The organism is Paraburkholderia sp. CNPSo 3272, assembly GCF_024206495.1.
Lineage (GTDB): Bacteria > Pseudomonadota > Gammaproteobacteria > Burkholderiales > Burkholderiaceae > Paraburkholderia.
In genome coordinates, this window is record NZ_JAMBPQ010000062.1 from 1 (window position 1) to 19,602 (window position 19,602).

Genomic DNA, 19,602 nt, shown 5'->3' on the forward strand with positions numbered 1-19,602 from the left:
GCGCAAGGTCATTCTCAACAAGCTCTCGCACGCCGAAATCGCCGACGAGGTCTTCGCGTTCCGCAAGTCGAAGGTGCTCAACTTCGTCGAGCAAAAGGGCGTCGCGTATTTTTCGCAGCGCACGAACCGCGGCTCGGGCGAACTCAAGGCGCTCGACGATCTGTTGTTCGTCGATCAGCGCACGCTGTTCGAAGCCGTGAGCGCGCTCGATACCTACGATCTCGCGAAGCTGCTCGCCTCGATCGAGGACCCGGCCGTATCCGGGCGCCTGCTCTCGGTGATGGCGGACGCACGCAAGAACGAAGTGTCGTGGGTCATGCGTCGCGACATCAAGATCGATCCCGTGGAAGTCGAGGACATCGAGCAGCGCCTGCTTGCAGCGGTGCGTGCACTTAAGACGCCTGGCGCGCGCCAGGCGGATCGCTGAGCTGGGAGACACGCAGGGATCTGGCGAGCCTCGCCGCCGTGCTGGAATGGGGCGACCAGGCCAGGCTCAACGGTCTGCTCGCCTCCGAGTCGATGGACCTCCAGGGCATGCATCCGTTCGCGTCATTCGGCAAGTTGGGCGGTCGATGCCCGGTCGCTGGCTGCCGTTTCGTGCTTGCTATAAGCAGTCGGCCCGATGGCCGCGTGGCCGTGAAAACTGGCTGACGGAAAAATACTGCGTCGAATCGGCGTCGAACGAGCGGGATTGTTTGACGTCGTTGTCTACGCGGACGCGGCTCCAGGTGGGATGGCTTGGGCGTGCGGATCGCCAGACTTGGAGCATGGCCGAAGCGCTCGCACCCAGCGCGCGAACTCGTGAGGTGTGAGCGGCCGTGAGAACAAAAAACCTTGATACAGATGGCAGCCGTGCGTGCCCAGAAAGTCGCGCTGGGCATGCGTTTCTACGCCTTCCGCGGTGACGGTGAGTTTCAGGATCTCGCCGATATGGATCAGCGTTTGCGCCAGCGATTCCGCCATTGCGTCTCTGCCAATGCCCTGCACGAAGCTTTTGTCGATTTTCAGCTCCTTGACGGGGAACCGGTGGAGGTAGCTCAGGGACGAGTAGCCCGTGCCGAAATCGTCGATCGACAGCGCGATGCCTAAGGCATGGATGGCCTCGAGCGCCTCGCGAATGTCGGTAACCGATTCATCGAACAGGACCCGCTCGGTCATTTCGAGTGTCAGATCTGCAGCAAGCAGGCCATGAGATTGAAGCGTTTCGCTGACGAAGCCTGGGTAGTCTGGATGCTTGAAGTCGGCGGCACAAATGTTCACCGAAATGTTGGGTACGTCAAGGCCCTCGGCTCTCCACGCCGCAAGTTGCCTGCAGGCTTCGCCCAGTACCCAGGTATCCATCTCCGCGATCAGTCCGCTTTCCTCCGCGATGGCGATAAAGCGATCGGGCGCAATACTGTCCCGCCCGTCGTTGTCCCATCGCACGAGCGCCTCGACACCACACAGCACCCCTGTGGCATCGACCTTGGGCTGATAGGCGACACTCAGGGCATTCTCTCGCAATGCCCGCTGAAGCGCGATTTCCAGCTCGAGCCGCTCTTTCGCCTGACGCTCGTACTCGGGAGCATAGAACCGCACCTGGTTGCGCCCTGCATTCTTGGCCTGGTACATCGCCAGATCTGCGTTGCGCAACAGGATGCCGGGCTCTTCCCCGTCGTGCGGCGAGAGCGCGATGCCAATGCTGGCGCTAATCGTGATGCGGGCGTCCTGCTTCGAGTTAATAAGGATCGGTTGGTACACGGCCTGCAGAATGCGCCCGGCAACATGTTTGGCTTTGAGTACGTCGCAGTCCTGAAGAACGGCGAGAAACTCGTCTCCCCCAAGGCGACCCATTACGTCACCAGTCTGGATCTGGTCCTGAAGGCGTCGTGCGATTTCACTCAGGACCTCATCGCCGACGCCATGACCCTGGGTGTCGTTCACGCGCTTGAAACGGTCCAGATCAATGAATAGCACCGCGAGCGTTGACCCGTTCCGGTTGGCGTTCGTCAGAATCCGCAGAGCTTCTCTTTGAAGCTGCTCCCGGTTGGGCAGGCCAGTCAGCGAATCGAACCACGCAAGCCGCTTCAGGCGGCGCTCCATGGCGAGACGCCTGCGCAATTGCCTGCCAAACATCAGCGACAACAGGATCAGAAACGCATCGAGGATGACGGTGACGATACCAACCGCAATCGCCCGCTTGCGCCACCCCGCGAAGATCTCGTCCGTCGCGAAGCCCACCACGACGACAAGCGGATAGCTTCCGATCCGCCGGAAAGTATACAGGCGCTCGATGTGGTCAAGCACAGCGATATCGATATAGGTGCCGTGGCCGGATCGCGCGAGCGGCTCGAACGAGTGGCCGGCCGCGAGAGACTTGCCGATGTCACCCTCGTGAAACGGTCGGCGCATCAGAACCGTTCCGTCCGTGCGCAGTAACGTAATCGTGTCGTGCCGACCAAGTATCGAGGCTTCGAAGAGGTGCCGGAAATAGCTGAGCCGAAGCGTGCCGGCGACGATGCCCGCGAAATGGCCGTTCTTTTCCTCGAGCCGCCGGCTTAATGCGATCTGCGGTATGCCAGGTTCGGCGGCGTACGGCAGGAAAGGCGCGCTAATATAGACGTCGGCGCTCGCCTGGCGCTGCTGGATCTGGAAATAATCGCGGCCGCTGACGTTGATCTTGCGGGGCTGAATCGAACGCGAGTCGAGCACCAGCGTGCCTGCTGCGTCCGTCGCAAAGAGAGCACCCAGCTCCGCCGTGTTGGTGGCCGCACCGAACGCGACGAGCTGCCGGACCTCCGGAGGAAGCCGCAGGATGCCGGGGGTCTCGACACTTGTCGCAACGTCGCGCATGGCGAGCTGGTAAATGTCCAGATTACGCTCGATCTCTTTTTGCAGCGAGATCACCAGGTTCTGCGCCGCAACGCGTGCCTGCGCCATCGCGTCGAGCCTCATTTCGTAAAGCGAGGCGACCGTAACTCCGGTGGTCGCGAGCGTAATTCCAATCCCTGCGTAGATGAACAGCGCCGGCCTGGTAAAGGGCGAGCTTAAAAATCGAATCATGGTCTTTCGCAATCCTTGGGAAAGCCGGGTGTGAGCAACCCGACCCAGGCACGTGGTGGCCTCGTTCTCCGCGGACCAGCTGAATTGTATGGGACCAGGCAAGCAGGAAGATGAACATCACCACTGGCGAATGACATGCCTTAAGCCAATTTATCTGGACGGAGCCTCTCTCGATATATCGACGCAGACAGGTAAAACTTTACCCTCCTCGCAAGGCGGCCCCATCACGCTACGGACCTCCGCAATCCATGTGATGTATGACGCCAAACCCGGTCGCTTGTCAGATTCGTGTCGCGGCTTTTCATGATCTTGATCCAGCCAGTCGCGCCCGCTTGCCAAACCAGTCTCACCCGTACTGACGTTCCGGTTGTTGCGCGGCACCGTGCCCCGAGCGGGAACTGTACGCTTGCCGTTGCCATGGCCAGAGATGTCCGGGACGGCAAAACCGTAGTCCGCAAGTTCTTCGCCACTCCTCGCCTGTCGTCACAGCAGGAACGCGGCCGACGTAGCCCGTCGTTTCAGGATGGCCGCGTCTCAGCCGGTTGGTGCTCCATTTCCGTCGCGTAACCTCGAATAGCGTGATGCAGAGTATTCTCAATAGAGCCCGGTCGAGATGTTGGTGCGCGACTCCCCAGTGTCCAGGATTGGCGGACGGCCATCGCAAGGAATAACGGTCCGGGGCATCAATTCTGGTCGCAAGGCGCTGGAGAGCTCCCTGCCTCTCGAGGGCTCGCCAGGGTAGAACCCACGACGATACGTCGCGCGACTAGATCGTTGCGCGCCCTGGGGAAACATTGCCTCACGCGGCACGCTGACCCGGTTGCACCTGCTCCGTCCAGATGGCCATCGTCGTCCCCTTCAAGGTTGCTGATATCGAGCGCAAGCACACGACCGATATCGCGCACGAACTCTTCCATCATTGCGAGAGATTCCGCGCTACCCGGTGGGAAGTCTTCTGGATTGCGCTTGCCCTGAGCGCGTCTGATCGCGCGGATGCTGGCTTCCAGCGCCCGCGCTTCAGCCCAGACAGGATCGTTCCAGGGAAAACTCAGTGGCTCATATGTCATGCAAGCATTTTCGGCAGCCGGCTCACGAACTTTAGCGGATTAACACGTGTGGCGCCGACTGGCATTCAGCGCGATATGAGAAATCGGTCGCGGTTCTTCGCATCCTTTATCCAGTTTGGCGCCCGGCCCCTGCCCGACCACGTCGCCTCCGTCTTCGGGTCACGGTATTTGGGTGGCACGACGCCGGCGCTGGACTTCGTGCGTGCGCCTCGCCTGCGTCCGAAGATGTCCCGCTCCGTAAACCCGTAGTCGACAACCTTGGCCCGGATATCTGCCAGTACCGCCTCGTACTCTGCAGCCCGTGCCGCCTCGGCCTGCGCCTCGAGAGCGGCCATTTGCGCCTTCAGTTCCTTGAATGTCGCCACGATTCGTTCCTCCTGCGGACTTGGTATGGCGATCTTAGCTCGCTTCGTTTTTGGGCGATTGCTAGCTGTTCCTGCAACAGCGTGGAAGGACGGTACCGGGCGGCAGACTCTCGCCCGATGGCGAGCGCTGACTTGCGTGCCGGCCCGGCTTCGTCCTGCCGGTGCGTGTGCTCTCAAGTCTGTTCCGCCGGCGCTTCCTCGCAGCGCTCGAAGTGGCCAACCGGCATGGCCAGCTGCAGTTTTTCGGCAAGTACACCGGGCTCGCTGATCGCGCCACATTTGCTCGGTGGCTTGCGCCGCTGCGTATCTGCGAATGGGTGGTCTACGCCAATGCGCCCGTTCACTACGGACTGCCTGCCAACCCAGTGAGTCGAGCCAACCTCGCAAAGGCGCGCGAACTGCTGCATGATGCACCCGAGGTCAGCCCGTCACCAGACGACGCTCTCATTGAACCCCGGCCCACATCGATCTGCCGCCACTGGCGGCGCGCCAATGATCGTCCTCGACATCATCATGCGCACCGCTCTTCCGCGCACCGCCCATGCGTCGCGATCAGACATGAACTCCACGGTTCGGCGATCTGCCTGTCGAACGTTGGCGCTGCGAGAACGCGGCCCACAAGCGGACGTTTGCGCGTATCACTTTGTGACCTGCCTCGCCTGCTCGTTTTATCATCGCGATTGCACGACTTGCACCGCTTCGCCACCGCGTCAGCGCCCATCCTGCATCCCGATTGCTCGCACCGCACCCCACACCGCAGAGCAGCGTGCCGGTGGGATGCGCGAACAACCGGAACGACGGCATCCACCCCCGCAATGTGCGGTGACGGCATGGAATACGGGACGCGTGGTTGGTCATCCGAAATTCCGGCCCGAAAGTGAGGCACGGCGTGTCCGGCGCCGATGCTTTCCTCAAACCCGAATAGTGCGCCCTCATGAGTCTCAAGCATGCTGCGTACCCCCAGCAGTGCACGGCGAACCATCGGGCGCGCGGACCTTGGGAGATCGAGCAGGCGAGTTCGAATATCGCCGCTTCTATGCTCGCCGAGCATCACGCACGCGTGCTGGATATCTTTCTGCGACTTGACCAGCAGGTTGGTGCGCAAGCGCGAAACGAGGATCTTGTGGAGAGCGAAGCGTGCGGGTTCCGGCACGCGAACCGACGACGGTCGGAGATGTGTTGTCCTTCGAAGGCACAGGCAGATCGACGTGAATACGCGTCCGCGGCACCGATTTGAACGACGTTGGCGGATCCCCCCTGTTGAACCCCGGCACCGGCACGAAGTCAATACCCGTCTCTTTCAGGATTTCGAGCGGGCCGCCCTAGGGGACATCCTGCAGCACGAGCTGGCGGGCGCGCGCGGTATCGATGCCCTCGGTCGCGAGGCGGCTGTTCACGCTTCAGGGATCAAGACGCCCGCCCTCTTCACGCCCGCTACATCGGACGTTAGATGGCCAGACGATTTTCAATCGGCAATAACGTGTCTTCACACAGCACGACCGCCCAGAACGCGTCAGTGGAGTTCGCTGTCATCGTTCAGCAACCACGACGGGATATCGCGTTTGCCGTTAAGCACGCGCCAGACTTCGATGTAGTCGGTGCGCTCAACGTAGAAGATCACATGCGGGTAGCGATCAAGTGGCCACGATCGCAGGCCTGGTATATCCAACTCGTACGAGTAACGAGGAGATCCAATGTTCGGATGTTTAGCGAGATGAGTGTACGCCCGCTCGATCTCCGCGATGAATCCGAGTGCGGCCTGTTCCGAGCCTTCGTCTACCAGATACCAGGTCAGCTCGTCTTCCACGTCCCGCGTGGCCAGCCTCGTCGGTACGACGGGCTTTGTCGTCATTTACGCGACGTGCGCACGCGGGCACGCAGTGATTCGAAGTAGCCGGAATCGACTGGATCCGCGAGGCCCGATGCGGCACCCTGCAGGATAATTCCGCGCAGGCGCTTGCGATCCTGATCCTTACGGATCAGTTCGCGGACGTATTCGCTGCTCGTACCGTAGCCCCCCTGGCCCACCTGCTCGTCGACGTATTCCTTCAGCGAGTCGGGGAGGGAAATGTTCATCGTGCCCATGCAGATCAGTCTATCAGACTTGGCAAATTTTGCCAAACCAGGGGCATTGTGCGGTGTGCGTGACAGCGACGCACCCATCGTTTCGGCGCGTCGCTACGTCGATGCCGTTCACATCGACCTGCAGACGCTGGCCAGACAGGCGCATGTCCACGTTAAGCGGGATGCCGGGCGCCGAAAGTATGCAGCGCTTCCGCGCGGGAGGCCCTGCGCGTCATTCGTTCCGCCGCGGACGTGTCCGGCGACGTTTAGCGCTTTTCTGGTATCGCAGCGAGACCTGCCCATCTTCAACTCCAAGACGGCCGAACAGCTCGTTTCTGAGGGGCGCACCGAGGACGTGCTGCGGTATGTGGCGTCGCTTGAGACAGGCGCGGCCGGATCATCCTCACCGACCGAGGTATTGGCACCTACCGGATGCTCGTTCCAGCGTGGGTCGCACCAACCAGCGGAGCCGGTGTCGACCGGTCTTCGTGGGAATGAGAGGCACATGTTGCCCACGCCGCGCCCGCGTACCAACTCAGATCATCTGTCACCGGGCGGGCGAATGCTCACAGGTGCTGTCGGTAGGTTGGCCACTCTCTGCGCCGCCGAGAGGCCCTGCCGGTAACCGGGTGGACGATTCTTACAGTGGCTCACGTCGCAGCAAACACGATACTCGCGAAGCTCGGCACGGGATTTGCGCGGCGCTCTGCACGTGACAAGTTTGCGGAGCCAGCCATGCAATTCATTTTTCAGTCTTGCCTGATCAGCATGAGCGCAAGCATCGATGACGGAAGAATTGTGGCGAATGCAAGAATCTTCGTCCCGTCATCGGACGGCTCATTCGACGACGATATCCATGACCTGTGTCTCGATGACAATTTTATCGACGAAAACGAAGCGATGACGTTTGCTCGGGAGCGTGCGATGGGCTGGGTAGAGGAGCATCGCGTCAGCGCAACTTAGCCTGTGCCTGACCGGGCTGGTGGCAGGGTGCCAGCCCAGTCAGCCTGAGAAATTGCTCTTCGCGGCGCGCCCTCAACATGCCCAGGTCCGTTCGCAGGACGCTTCGCGCTTGATCGACCCACGGTGCCAGGCGACCTTCGGCGCTACGCTCCATTTCCGCAAGTCGGTCCAGGCGGCCCCTTATCTCGGCATCGATATTTAACACGCGCACCAGCACATCCTCGCTACGTTGTCCCATCGCCTCGCCTCCTGATCATCGTTCGGTTTCCAAGTACTACTCAATGGTGCGGCAATCCAACGTGCCGACCTTCATTTTCTTGCGTTGCTGCGGTATATGCGGCACGCCGAGCTTCAAACCTCATTTGCCTGCTCTTTCGCGCCCCCAGTTCGCAGAGGAACGGTCTGGTGCCTGGCAGCGGTGATGGCTCGTAAAGCCAGTAGTGGCATGACTGAGCTTTGGAACCTGGGCCGTTTCGCCGTGCGTGAGACAGCTTCGGCCCGTATCGGACGGCGAGCAGACTTTCGCGCGCCAGACACGACTGCCATCGGCAAGCGTTCTGCTTTCCCACGGCGCACCATTCGCGAGGACAGAGTGCTTGACCTCGTACGGACAGGTACCGTCATTGCGAATGGCCGCCTGCTACCCGAGGCGCCGGTAACGACGAACTGCCATTGCAGGCAGCCCCAGCGCAAGGAGTTGCTGACTCAAGTCGGTCGAGACGGCCGAGCAGATCCTTTGCCTGCTTTTCAATGTGCATGGGAAGCAAAGACATTGCCAGAATGCCTTGGACCCTCGCGCGCCAGTAGCTCAGGCTAACCACCGTCCCCTTCTCCATGGCGCGAACGTCGTCGGCCGAATGCTCGAGATGGCTCAGAACGTTCCTGATATGCGCCAGATCCCGTTCGACAAATTCGCTGCTCACGATTGATTCCCTGTTGCGTATGTCCACATCGTTCTCGTGCGTACTACCTTTTCCGCATTCGGAGCTACCTGCTGTGCATTTCACCGCCGTGACCGGGGCCTTTGCCACCAGTCATGGTGATCGAGATTGCGTAGAAGATCAGCCCGACGCCGCTCACGAACGTAGTGCGCGGTCACGCCAACAACAGCAACAACAAGCACGATCGTGCCGGCCGCCATACCCAGCCATGTTTGGTCCACGTCAGTCTCCTCATTTCGTCCCAGGATAATCGCCCTGACACAGGCGGCACGCATCGCAAATACAGGCCGGGTTCGTGACAGGACGTCGGCCGCGTACCTGCACTCAGCGCGCCCGGGCAATGGCGCGCAGGATTGCCTCACCTCGCGGGGTCACGTGCGGCAGCGTCCGGCCCGCATCGGGCCGCTCGATCGCAATCAGCTCGAGTTCGCGAAGCACGCCCACTTCCTCGCGGCCAGCGTCCACCCGCTCAGGCGCAGCCTTCACCAGCATCAGCGTGGCAAGTTCGTGGGGGCTCAGCATGGCATTCCCTGGCATTGGGCCATTTAGAAGAAATCGGTATCCAGCAGCGAGCCGGCCGGGAGCGGCCGGCCAGCGAGCTACGTTAGCGCGACGGACTTCGCCGCCTGGGAGAAACGGATTTCACACCTTTGTGCGGGATGCCGTGCAAGGCATCAGGAGGCGGCGCAACAACGGCGCCAGCCGAACGATCCGGAACATGAACGGCCGATTCACCCATGGCGCCGGTGACCCCAAGGCTTCTATTCGCCGCAGCAATTGCCGCTGTCGCGACCCGGCAGTTTCGACATAACCCTCAAGGGCAAGCCGGTAGAGCGAGCTCGACGTTTGCAGCGTTATGTCGAGCGCAGCGCCAGGAGTCGCGAAGAACTGGGCGGCGAACGGAGGCAAACTGCCGGTCAGATTCCAGGCACGCGCCCGCGGCGTCTGCGAGGGCAGGATGTTATCGCGGGTGTTCTTCGCGCCAACGAGTGAAGCCTCGTACATCGAGAGGTTCAATCGCGCGAGTTCACTGAAACCGGCAACCAGACAGCCGGCAATGACAGGGGATGCAGCGGCACAGGCCGCGCTCGTGGCAAATGACTTCACTTTAGGACTACTCACGAATGGCTCCAGGGACTCACCAACAGGCTTGGCCGCTGCCACCGCGGCCGATCGTCGGCACGCCGGCTCCCTTGACTCCGGGGACGCGCGCCGAACAATCTGGAGACTTCATTCTAACTTTGTTAAATCCACACCATTCATTGTTCTTGATCGGGGTTTCCCCTATATGTGAGAACGCTGGTTCTGCAACCTCGGGCAGTTGACGCACAGCCATGCGGGTTCCGTCACATAGGGCGCGAACGTTGTGAGCACACCGGTTTTGATCCAGGCTCCGGTCGATCGGGGTTCGATGCCGACGGTGACAGGTCAGACCGCCAATGCTCTTCCGGGCCGCGCTGCCCTTTTCCACGGCGGATACACTCATGGCTGGATACCTGGACGTGAAAGCCCGCCGACAGAGATCTTGATTCGCGTCCATGACGCTTTCATGTTAAGCCCCTTGCGGGCGACAACGCACTCCGCCGGACGCACGTCCACCTCGACGTGGGACCGCATCTAGCGGGCGAGTCTGCTGGCAAAAGGGTCGGCCGACCTTGGCGAAAGTTCAGGCATCAGCGCTTTGTTGCGACGACAGCGGGTTGCCTGTAGCGGCATTAGGCTGGCGCCAACCGACGACACCACATGCGAAACGAAGGCCTCAAGATTCGTTACTCCCAGCCCATCCGTGCTGTTTCGTAAATGGCCATCAACTTCCGGGCGAGCCTGCCGTTATAACGGTGCAGCAAAACGAAGGGCAAGGCCCTTCTTCTCTCGGTGTCATGTCGACGCGCTAGAGCGTCAGCCAGCAGCCAGTACGGCTCGCGCAAGAAACGGGGCCGGACGTGGGCAAACTGCAGACAATTCTCAGACGAATCTGGCCGACTGGCTTCGAGGGAGGCGTCGCGCCGCAATGGGCGCTCATCCTGCTGCCTGTACTGACCATGTTGATCCTTGCCGTGTTGTGGATCACGATCCTCGAGAGACTGCGGGTCGAAAAAGACGCTGCGCTTAACGATGCGCGCGTCGCGGCGCGAACAGAGGCGAGCGCGCTGGAAACGCACACGCTCAAAACGATCCACGACGTCGACGCGATTGCGCGGCTCCTCAAGTTCGGGTACGAGAGTTCGCCCACGACGTTCGACATCAAGAAATACCAGGCCTACGGATTGATCACCGCTGACACAGCGTTGCAGGTGACGATCGTGGGCACAGACGGACGCGTGATCGTATCGACCACTCCGTTTTCCGGGGAGGTTGACCTGAGCGACCGTGAGCATTTTCGGGTGCACCGCGAGAGCGCGGCTGTCGGGCTCTTTCTCAGCCGTCCGGTCATTGGCCGGATTTCGCGTCAGACGTCAATCCAGGCCACGCGGCGCATCAACCTCACGGACGGCAGCTTCGGCGGCGTCGTGGTCGTGTCGGAGAATCCGGCGTGGCTCACTGACGGCTTCTATACGAATGCCGCGCTCGGCGAACACGGCATGATCGCGGTGTTGAGTCGGCGTGGTTTCATACTTTCGCGCCGCGCGGGCGATGCACCGAGCCACACAGGCGACGCGTTGCCCGACGGCTACTTCGGTGCGCGCAATACCAGCGACGATTCCATCGATCCTCTCGACCACGTCGAGCGCATCGTCGCAACCCGCGAGTTAAAGCAGTATGGGCTGATGGTCGTAGCAGGGTTGTCAGTTGCGGAAGCGCTGGACGATTACTTGAAGATGCGCAGCGTGTACCTGACCATGGCGAGCGTCATTTCAGTGATTCTCGTAGGACTGTCGACGTGGATCACCGCTCTGATCCTCAAGCTAATCAAAGGCAAGGAAGCGTTGCGGCAGGTGGCACACACGGACCATCTCACCGGCCTGCCGAATCGCGGCTGCATCATGGACCGGCTTGAAGCGGCCATAGTGAGACCCAATGCAACCGGCCGGGTTGCCGTCATCTTCGTTGACCTCGACCGGTTCAAGGAACTCAACGATACGTTCGGGCATCATCTTGGTGATGCGATCCTGTGTGAGATCGCGCGACGACTGACCGACGCGACGCGAGGGTGTGCGCGGTCGGACGGCTGGGCGGCGACGAGTTTCTCGTGATCGTCGAAGACGATTACGAGCGCAAAGTCGCATCACAGATTGCCGCCAGCATCACGTCGGGGCTGGAGGTGCCCATCAACGTGCATGGCAGCGAATACAGCATACGCGCAAGTCTCGGCGTCGCGGTATTGCAGCCCGGTGACCGCGCGGCGGATGTTGTAAAAGCGGCAGACCGGGCGATGTACGTCGCAAAGGAGCGCAGCCGGGCCAATTCCTTGCCGTCGATGCCAGGTGAGGTTGCCGCGTGACGCGCACGCAACGCACCCCCGATGCCGGGAAAACACCTTTAGATATCCGAAATTAAGACCACGATCTGGCGACAGTCGGTCAGGAACATCATTCGACCCACTCAGATCGGCACCAATCGGGCCGGGAACGTTTCGAAATCTCGTTTGTTCGTACTCCAGAAAATTCTGATGGCCGCAGACTCGAGCGCTGTTCTGGTTCGCACGACTCGGAAGACGACTGGCAAATCTTGAAGACGGTCCTCCTTGCCGCGCTGGTTGACAGCCAACGGCGTTCGGCCTGAGTTACGCCACTTCATACGCAGCCCTTCCCTCGCCGCCCCGCTCGAACCCCACGATCCGTCGTTCGATCTGGTAGGTCGCCGTCTTCAACGCGTTGACGCCGCCTGCGGCCGCGCGGGCGGACTCACAACGTCCGCAATTCCCATGACTCAAGCCCGCGTACCGGAAGTGCCGCCCGGGCGAAACACTCCCGGTTCGTCGACGCGGAATTCTCTCCGCGCCGCGGAGAGAATTCACGGCCCCAGGCGTGGGGCAGCTGCTTGCGACGCTCAACGGAATGACCGGGCGATGGTCGTCGAGATTGTTGAACGTCTGGCTGGTCACCTTGCGCGACGCTGAGCGGATCGAGCCGGTTGCTGACGCAGGTACGATCGATATGCATGCGTTGACGCAGTGACGTCATGGCGAGCCTCCCGGAAGCAGTGGGTGGAATGCCCAACCGGGCGTCCACATACTGCTCCTGGTGATACCGCTCACCACCTCGCCGGGGGTTCAGCGCCAGACTAGCCTCTTCATGAAACGTCAGCCATGGACCTGTACCCACCTCCCACTACCGCGTCAGCGGTTTAGTACAATTGCGTTCACGTGTTACCACGCTTTATCGATCGGCACCTGCGCGTATTCATCGGCTTAACCGTGAAACTCGAGAATGTAGAGACCGCCGTTGTAGTCGGTTGAATACACGAGCCCTTCTGCATCGACGAATACATCAGAGGACTGGATCACATTGGCCCGGTTCGGACGATGATCCATTAATTGCGCCGGCTGCGGTGGCACAAACGCTCCGACTTCGAGCGGCCGATACGGATCTTTGATGTCAAATACTCGCACGCCCGCATTCTGATAGGTCGCGAAGATCAGCCTGGAGCTGACGAAGCTGCCCGGCCGGTTTTCATGCAGGTTATGCGGACCAAAATGACCGGGCTTCTGCCGATATTCGATCTCGCGGGGTGATGGAAACGTCGAGATGCTGACCGGATTGGACGGCTCGCGGACATCGAATAGCCAGATGAATTTCTCCCCGTCCTCCTGATGGTCGAGTACCGCCTCATCGAGCACTACCAGCAAATCGAGGTCGGGCAAAGGCAGGCAGTTGTGCGTGCCGCCACCGAAAGGCGGCGACCAGTTGCGGTGTGTAATCAGCTTCGGCGCGGTACGGTCGGACACGTCGAGCACGACCAGCCCGGCGTCGCGCCATGCGCAATATGCCGTGTCGCCGTGGACTATCGGATGATGAAGGCCGTAGCGCCGCGCCGCCGGCCACGATGGCGTTTCATCGGCGGCAACATGCATTCCGGGAAGCCAGAAACGCCCTGCTTCGCGCGGATGGCACGGGTCGGACATATCGATCGTGATGAAGATGTAATCCGAAAAGCCGTCAAGCAACGCCGACGCATAGGCCCAGCGTCCACCCGTGTACCAGATGCGATGAATGCCCCCGCCTTCGACCGGCATAAAGCCGATCTCACGCGGCGCGTCACCCTTCGAGATGTCATACACTGCGAGTCCCGCACGCCAGTTGCGCTCACCTGACGAGCGTTGTGCGGTACCGACTTTCTTGCCGAGCGCGCCCTCGTAGTACGCACGTTCATCCTGAAACTCGGCGGCCGCAAACATGTCCTTTGCGTTGATGACGAGCAGCAAATCGTCATGCGTCTGCAAGTGGATATTCCATGTGTTCGGCGGTGCGGGCACGTAGGCCACCGTAGCGGGACGTCTCGGGTCCCGGACATCCACGACACTGAAACCCTTCGAAAACATATGGCCAATGTAGGCGTAACCTCGATGAACCATCAATTGCACACCGTCGGCACGCCCACCCTGATCGCTGTGACCAATCAAGCTCATATTGTGGGAATAATCAGAAACGGGTAATTCAATATCAGTCATGGCTAGATTGTGGGCTCAGGAATTCTGCTGCGTTCGTTCCCCCATGCTGCCCTCACGATCCAGACAGCGGAAGATCCCATGTAATACGGAATACCAAATAGACGGTTGAAGTTTTCTAAAAAAATTGGCGCCGTCGGTTATTTCACACCCCAGATGCGCCGATACACATCGCGATAACGATTGTCCGGGTCATAGCGGTTCATCTTCCCGCCGTCGTGTGCAATATCGGTTGCCGTAACCAGATGCACCGGCGCCGTGTAGCCACTGACCGGCGCCCCGGCAAACGCGCGGTTCAGTTCGTCCACCGCCTGCCAACCATGCAGCGACACCGGCTCGGCCACCGTAGCCGCCTGATATTGGCCGGTGCGGATACGCTGGAACGCCGACTCGCTGCCATTGCCTGCCGAGACCCCAAGCAGTGGCCCGGAACTCTTGTAACCGGCTTGCTGAAGCGCGGGCGACATGAAATCGAACGGCATGTCGTTGATGGACAGCGCCCAGGTCCACTTCGCGCCGAAGTGTTGCAGCATGGTTGAGGTGAGTTGCGGAATGCGCGTCGCGGTGTCGGACAGCGGCGTGTCCTCTATCTTCAGCAACTGGCAACCGGTGCACTTCTTGACGAGATCCGCCATTGCGTTGGACTTGGCAGTCGCGATCTCATAGGTGGAGTCCGTGAAGATGACTACGCCCGCCTTGCCGTTCGACTGCGCGATCACGTACATCACCGCGGCCTTCGCCACGTCGAGCGGGTCTGTCGCCAGGTTGGTGACGAACCCTTCCTGCGGAGCAGGGCCGGGCTTCGGCAGCGAATGCCAGCCTACGACCTTGATACCGCGCGCAACGGCCTGATGGATCAACGAAGCCTGCTCCCGCGCGTCAACGCTGCCGAGCACGATGCCGTCTGGCTTGAGTGCAATAGCCTGGTTCATTGCGGCCGAACGTCCGGAGATGGACCCCTGGCCATCGATCAGGCGGAAGTTCCAGCCGATTGCACCGGCCGCCTCCTTGACACCTTCCCCGACGCCGCGCGGCCCGCTGTCGCGTTGATCTGCCGATACGAACACGATTGTCTTTCCATGCTGCGCAACGGGTCCGGTGGTCGGTCCGCTCCACGGCTGACCCGACTTCGTCGCCTGTGCGGTGTAGGCCTTGGCAACGGCCAGAAACGTGTCGTCAGCGCGTGCGTTCAATGCGCAAAATGCGGCCAGCGCGGCACAGAGGGGAATGATCAGACGCTGCTTCATGGTATCTCCTGTTAGTTATGTCAGTGCGATTCACTCGCTACGTTCAGTGGGTAACGGCTCAGGCGGCAACGCTCCCGCGGATCCATCGGTTTCGCTCGGCACAGCGGCTTTAATGGGCTCGCGCGGGCTGAGGCGGCGGCGCTGCGTGTACCCAGCTATACCGATTGCAACCAGCAGCGTGGCGCCATTGAAGAGAGGTTCGACGTAAAAGTCGCCACCCAGCTGCTGGATTCCCGCTATGCCGACCGCCAGGATCGACACACCGAACACCGTGCCCCATACGTTGACCCTGCCCGGCTTGATCGTGGTCGAGCCAAGGAACGCGCCAACCAGTGCGGGCAGCAGGTAGTCGAGTCCGACGCTCGCCTGGCCGATGCGCAGCTTGGCCGCCAGCACGATTCCGGCGAAAGCCGTCAACACGCCCGAGCTGACGAAAGCAAGAATCACATAGCGGCGCGCGGGGATACCGTTGAGCGCGGCAGCACGCGGGTTGGCGCCGATTGCGTAGAGATAACGGCCCATTGGCAGATAGTCGGACGCTATCCATAACACTACTGCGATCACCGCCACGTACGTTGCAGCGATTGGCAATCCGAATAATGACGTGGTGAAAATGGACGTGAATGCGTCGGGCAAGGTGCCAATGACCTGGCGCCCGCCGGTATGCCACATTGCGAAGGCGTAAATTACGGTGCCCGTTCCCAGCGTGGCGATGAACGAATCGATTTGCGCGACTTCGACCAGCAACCCGTTGAGCAACCCCAGCAGCGCGCCAAGCGCAAGGACGATCACAACCGCAACCCGCCAGTCGATCCCGTAGGAAGTCTGCAGGCTGATGGCGAGGATGTGCCACAACACGATCCCGTAGCCCACTGTCAGGTCGATGCGGCCGGTTGCCATCGGGATCATCGCGGCAAGTGCGAGGATCGCGATGATCGATTTATCGCCGACGATCGAGCGCACGTTGAGTAAAGTGGGAAACGTGTCGGGCAGGATCAGCGAGAACAGCGCGATCAGTGCGAGCGTGAGAATCGGCAAGCCGAATACGGGCAACAGGCGCACCAAGCGAGAGAACGGCGAGAGGCCGGCGAGTTCACGGCGCGTAGGCTCGAGCGCGTTGGATTTGAGCGATTGCATGGGTACCTCAAGCAGTAGGGGAAACGACATCGGCGGGCGTCACGCCATAATCAAGCGACGCGCAATGGAGCAGCTCCGACACGCTGAGCTGGTCGTAGGACAACTCGCGAGCAATCCCGCCCGCCCGAAACACCAGCGCGCGATGACAGATCTGGGCGGTCTCCTCGAAGTCGGAAGAGATCAGCACCACCGCCATCCCGGTACGCACTGCCTCCCCAAGCAAGCGATAAATTTCCGCCTTGGCGCCAATATCGACGCCTGCGGTAGGGTCCTCCAGAATCAGCACATGGGCGCCAATACGCAGCCAGCGCGCGATCACGACCTTTTGCTGATTGCCGCCAGAGAGCGTTTCGATCAACGCCGCCGGATCGTTCGGGCGCAACGCAACACGTCGTCCAAGCGCCAGCGCTTCGTCGGTTTCGCTGGCCGCCGAGCGCATATTCAGCCCCTTTCGGCCGCTCGCACGAGGATTGAGAAAGAGGTTCTCGCGAACGGTGAGGCCAGGTCCTATCGACTCCCCGTAACGGTCGCCGGCCACCAGGCACAAGCCGTTCGCAACGGCTGCACCGGGCGAGGACAAGTCCACCTGCTCGCCGTTGAGCAGCACGGTGCCGGAGAGGATTGGCGCGGCGCCGAACAGCGCCTTGCCGAGCGAGTCATGCCCGGCGCCACGCAAGCCGACCAGTCCGAGAATCTCGCCGCGGCGGACATCGAAGTTCAGCGGTCCGGCTTCTTCCGTGTGCAACCTGCGCACCGACAATGCAATAGGTGCCGCACCCGGCGCGGGCGGCCGCACGAACAGCGACTCGGGTTCGCGCCCGACAATATGGCGAATCAATTCGGCAGGCGCGGTGTCGGCCGTGTTCTGCTGCGCAACGCGCCGGCCATCGCGCAGCACCACAATGCGATCAGATAAAGCAAACACCTCGTCCAGCCGATGCGATACATAGATCATTGCAACGCCTTTCTCGCGCAGGTCCAGCAGCACGCGATGCAGGCGCTGCACTTCGCTTTCGGGCAGACTTGCCGTCGGTTCATCGAGCACCAGGAGATCGGCGCGGCTCGAGAGGCCACGCGCGATCGCCACCAGTGACTTCTCCGCGCGCGACAACGTGAATACGCGCTGCTCAGGATCGATGTCGCCGCCCACCAGCGACAGCGCCGCGTCGGCGGACGCGCGCACTCTCTCCCACGAGATCAAACCGCGCCGCTTCGCATAGGTGGTTGCGAGCGCGATGTTCTCGGCCACCGTCATCCAGTCGACGAGCCCCAGATCCTGATGCACGAACGCGACACGGCCACGCATGGCACGCGCATCCGTCGGCGCGCCGCGAAACAGCAGCGTGCCGCTCGACGGCGCGTGCACACCGGCCAATATCTTGATCAGGGTGGATTTACCGGCGCCATTTTCGCCAAGCAACGCGACGATTTCACCAGCGGCAACGTCGAAGCTGACGCCCTCGAGTGCGGCCACGCCGCCAAACCGCTTGCCCACGCCGCGCACTTCGAGCACCGGAATACGCGGTGCTGCATGCGGCCCGGCCGCGCTTTGCATCGTTGTAGACATGTCTCACTCCATCAATCAGCCGTTGGCCGAATTTAGTGTTTGTCATACGGTCCTTTTGTTTTTGCTATTATTGGACTAGACATTCTTGGCCGCCCATCGAAAATCGGCCAACCCCACATCGAAAAACGGCCAGCCGGAATGACCGTAAAAAGCGTAAGAATGGAGTGAGACACCATGAAAGAGAATGACGAACTCACCGACTGGGCAATGCCCGAGGACGATCCCGTCAACCCGTTCCGATGCGGCGACCCACTGCCGGAATGTGTCGAACGCGCGGAACCGGGCAAGGCGGTGATCGGCTCGCGTGGCGACCCGAAGAACAAGATCCTGTGGGTCAAGCAAGGGCGCCTTAAACTTGAAGGGCCGCACGGTCAGTGGTTGCTGTTGCCCGCCCATATGGTTTTTATCCCGCATAGCAGGCCGTACCGGCTCTACACCAGCGCCGATGCGGAAGTGGTGGTGGTCCACCTTGGCCCACAACATACGGTGTGGCAGCACGAAGGCTGCTGGGCAGCGCCGGTCAGCGGCCTGACGCGCGAAATGTTCGGTTATGCGCTGCGCTGGGGCCGTGAACGCGCCGCAGATGACGCGATTGCCAACGCTTACTTCCAGGCGCTCGGCCTCCTATGCAAGGACTGGTTCGAGTGCTCGCGCATGATGTGGATTCCGTTCGGCGAGTCGCCTGCGCTCAAGCGCGCGATCGCTTATACGCGCACGCGGTTGGACTCAGCGACTATCGAACTGGCGGCGGAAGCGGCGGGCACGTCGGTGCGCACCTTGCGCCGATACTTCCAGGACGAGCTGGGAATGAGCTGGCGCCGCTTCTTGCAGGAATTGCGCATGGCGCGCGCGATCGAACTGATGACCCGCAAGCGCCTGTCCGTCACGCAGACGGCTCTGGAAGTGGGCTTCAATAGCGTGGCCGCTTTCACGCTGGCCTTTTCTTCGTTCACAGGCAAAACCCCCAGCTCGTACACACGCGACTTCCTGAATGGGACAGTCGTTTCGAACAATGCGATGGGGAGCCGCATCGAGAGCGAGGTCTAATGCCTCTAAAATTCTGAGTGGGTGAGTTTGCGGATCAAGTACCGGCGCCAGCCCGCCGAAGCGAATACTTGACGCGCGCTGGAAAAGCAAACCGGAACAGATCTGGTCGCGGCAGAATTCGGCAACCAGCTCTGCCGACTGTTACTGCCGACGCCAGACTGAACTAGTTGCTGACGCGCCCATGCGCCGGTCGCCGAAGTTGCAAACGCCAAGCATTCCAGGGTGAGGTCGACATCCGTCTGGTTTAAGAGGATCTCGGCATCGGGATCAAAACGGAGTCGGCGCGGGGAAACTGCCATTGTGGCGACGTGCCTATCGTCGTATTTTGGCCCACTGGCAGGCATGGGCAGGATTGCAGGCGTGCGCCCTATGTAGCGGCGAGGGCGCCAGCATTGGCGCAATTGCCGACCCCCAGATTGTTTGAGTAATGATCGGCGGCGGTATTGGCGAATTCGTTTTTCGGCAAATTGCGGTAAACGTCGCAAGCTCGCACTATAAAAGCGTTCTGTCAGGCACAGACACATAAGCGGGCAACCGCGCTGCAGATGTCCTTT

17 protein-coding genes and 2 pseudogenes are annotated in these 19,602 nt (G+C 61.0%); 6 read left to right on the forward strand and 13 right to left on the reverse strand.

Annotation, left to right across the window (positions count from 1 at the left end; genetic code table 11):
- Nucleotides 1-427: pseudogene (locus M3I53_RS35825) on the forward strand (Crp/Fnr family transcriptional regulator); the annotation flags it as partial.
- Nucleotides 428-708: 281 nt separating this feature from the next.
- Here the strand turns inward: M3I53_RS35825 and M3I53_RS35835 are convergent.
- Both M3I53_RS35835 and M3I53_RS35840 read right to left on the reverse strand, forming a co-directional pair.
- Nucleotides 709-3,042 (reverse strand): bifunctional diguanylate cyclase/phosphodiesterase, encoded by a 2,334-nt coding sequence (locus M3I53_RS35835; RefSeq protein ID WP_254320505.1) that lies wholly within the window; start codon nt 3,040-3,042, stop codon nt 709-711.
- Nucleotides 3,043-4,174: 1,132 nt separating this feature from the next.
- Nucleotides 4,175-4,474 carry an H-NS histone family protein gene (locus M3I53_RS35840; protein WP_254320506.1) on the reverse strand — a complete coding sequence of 100 codons (300 nt, stop codon included), beginning with the start codon at nt 4,472-4,474 and terminating at the stop codon, nt 4,175-4,177.
- Between the two features lie 92 nt (nt 4,475-4,566).
- On the opposite strand from M3I53_RS35840, the pseudogene M3I53_RS35845 reads away from it, so the two are divergent.
- Nucleotides 4,567-4,812 (forward strand): annotated as a pseudogene (locus tag M3I53_RS35845) (transposase); the annotation flags it as partial.
- Between the two features lie 173 nt (nt 4,813-4,985).
- Here M3I53_RS35845 and M3I53_RS35850 read toward each other — a convergent pair.
- The 3 genes from M3I53_RS35850 to M3I53_RS35860 all read right to left on the reverse strand — a co-directional run bounded on the left by M3I53_RS35850 (nt 4,986) and on the right by M3I53_RS35860 (nt 6,559).
- Complete coding sequence (locus tag M3I53_RS35850; protein ID WP_254320507.1) at nt 4,986-5,627, reverse strand: nucleotidyltransferase domain-containing protein; 642 nt, start codon at nt 5,625-5,627, stop codon at nt 4,986-4,988.
- Between the two features lie 360 nt (nt 5,628-5,987).
- Nucleotides 5,988-6,326, reverse strand: coding sequence for a type II toxin-antitoxin system RelE/ParE family toxin (locus tag M3I53_RS35855; protein WP_254320508.1), 339 nt, complete (start codon nt 6,324-6,326; stop codon nt 5,988-5,990).
- Nucleotides 6,323-6,559 carry a type II toxin-antitoxin system ParD family antitoxin gene (locus M3I53_RS35860; RefSeq protein ID WP_254320509.1) on the reverse strand — a complete coding sequence of 79 codons (237 nt, stop codon included), beginning with the start codon at nt 6,557-6,559 and terminating at the stop codon, nt 6,323-6,325. Before M3I53_RS35860 ends, M3I53_RS35855 begins: the two co-directional genes overlap by 4 nt.
- A 714-nt stretch (nt 6,560-7,273) precedes the next feature.
- Between M3I53_RS35860 and M3I53_RS35870 the strand changes: the two genes are divergently transcribed.
- Nucleotides 7,274-7,501, forward strand: coding sequence for a hypothetical protein (locus tag M3I53_RS35870; RefSeq protein WP_254320510.1), 228 nt, complete (start codon nt 7,274-7,276; stop codon nt 7,499-7,501).
- Here M3I53_RS35870 and M3I53_RS35875 read toward each other — a convergent pair.
- The 4 genes from M3I53_RS35875 to M3I53_RS35890 all read right to left on the reverse strand — a co-directional run bounded on the left by M3I53_RS35875 (nt 7,488) and on the right by M3I53_RS35890 (nt 9,564).
- Nucleotides 7,488-7,739, reverse strand: a complete 252-nt coding sequence (locus tag M3I53_RS35875) for a hypothetical protein (RefSeq protein WP_254320511.1) — start codon at nt 7,737-7,739, stop codon at nt 7,488-7,490. The two genes, M3I53_RS35870 and M3I53_RS35875, sit on opposite strands and share 14 nt — an antisense overlap.
- 382 nt (nt 7,740-8,121) lie before the next feature.
- Nucleotides 8,122-8,424 carry a hypothetical protein gene (locus tag M3I53_RS35880; RefSeq protein ID WP_254320512.1) on the reverse strand — a complete coding sequence of 101 codons (303 nt, stop codon included), beginning with the start codon at nt 8,422-8,424 and terminating at the stop codon, nt 8,122-8,124.
- Nucleotides 8,425-8,766: 342 nt separating this feature from the next.
- Entirely contained in the window at nt 8,767-8,964 is a 198-nt protein-coding gene (locus M3I53_RS35885) for a hypothetical protein (protein ID WP_254320513.1), read from the reverse strand.
- A gap of 120 nt (nt 8,965-9,084) precedes the next feature.
- Nucleotides 9,085-9,564: a hypothetical protein gene (locus tag M3I53_RS35890; protein WP_254320514.1), complete on the reverse strand. Its 480-nt coding sequence runs from the start codon at nt 9,562-9,564 to the stop codon at nt 9,085-9,087.
- Between the two features lie 821 nt (nt 9,565-10,385).
- Between M3I53_RS35890 and M3I53_RS35895 the strand changes: the two genes are divergently transcribed.
- Together M3I53_RS35895 and M3I53_RS35900 are read left to right on the forward strand one after the other, a co-directional pair.
- Nucleotides 10,386-11,636: a diguanylate cyclase domain-containing protein gene (locus tag M3I53_RS35895; protein ID WP_254320515.1), complete on the forward strand. Its 1,251-nt coding sequence runs from the start codon at nt 10,386-10,388 to the stop codon at nt 11,634-11,636.
- Entirely contained in the window at nt 11,633-11,884 is a 252-nt protein-coding gene (locus M3I53_RS35900; protein WP_254320516.1) for a diguanylate cyclase domain-containing protein, read from the forward strand. Before M3I53_RS35895 ends, M3I53_RS35900 begins: the two co-directional genes overlap by 4 nt.
- 909 nt (nt 11,885-12,793) lie before the next feature.
- Here M3I53_RS35900 and M3I53_RS35905 read toward each other — a convergent pair.
- The 4 genes from M3I53_RS35905 to M3I53_RS35920 all read right to left on the reverse strand — a co-directional run bounded on the left by M3I53_RS35905 (nt 12,794) and on the right by M3I53_RS35920 (nt 17,989).
- Nucleotides 12,794-14,053 (reverse strand): LVIVD repeat-containing protein, encoded by a 1,260-nt coding sequence (locus M3I53_RS35905; protein WP_254320517.1) that lies wholly within the window; start codon nt 14,051-14,053, stop codon nt 12,794-12,796.
- Nucleotides 14,054-14,190: 137 nt separating this feature from the next.
- Nucleotides 14,191-15,297 (reverse strand): substrate-binding domain-containing protein, encoded by a 1,107-nt coding sequence (locus tag M3I53_RS35910; RefSeq protein ID WP_254320518.1) that lies wholly within the window; start codon nt 15,295-15,297, stop codon nt 14,191-14,193.
- Nucleotides 15,298-15,327: 30 nt separating this feature from the next.
- Nucleotides 15,328-16,335 (reverse strand): ABC transporter permease, encoded by a 1,008-nt coding sequence (locus M3I53_RS35915; protein WP_254320519.1) that lies wholly within the window; start codon nt 16,333-16,335, stop codon nt 15,328-15,330.
- Nucleotides 16,336-16,441: 106 nt separating this feature from the next.
- Entirely contained in the window at nt 16,442-17,989 is a 1,548-nt protein-coding gene (locus M3I53_RS35920) for a sugar ABC transporter ATP-binding protein (protein WP_254320520.1), read from the reverse strand.
- A gap of 186 nt (nt 17,990-18,175) precedes the next feature.
- Between M3I53_RS35920 and M3I53_RS35925 the strand changes: the two genes are divergently transcribed.
- On the forward strand, nt 18,176-19,048 hold the full coding sequence (locus M3I53_RS35925; protein WP_254320521.1) for an AraC family transcriptional regulator: 873 nt from the start codon (nt 18,176-18,178) through the stop codon (nt 19,046-19,048).
- The last annotated feature ends 554 nt before the right edge of the window (nt 19,049-19,602 follow it).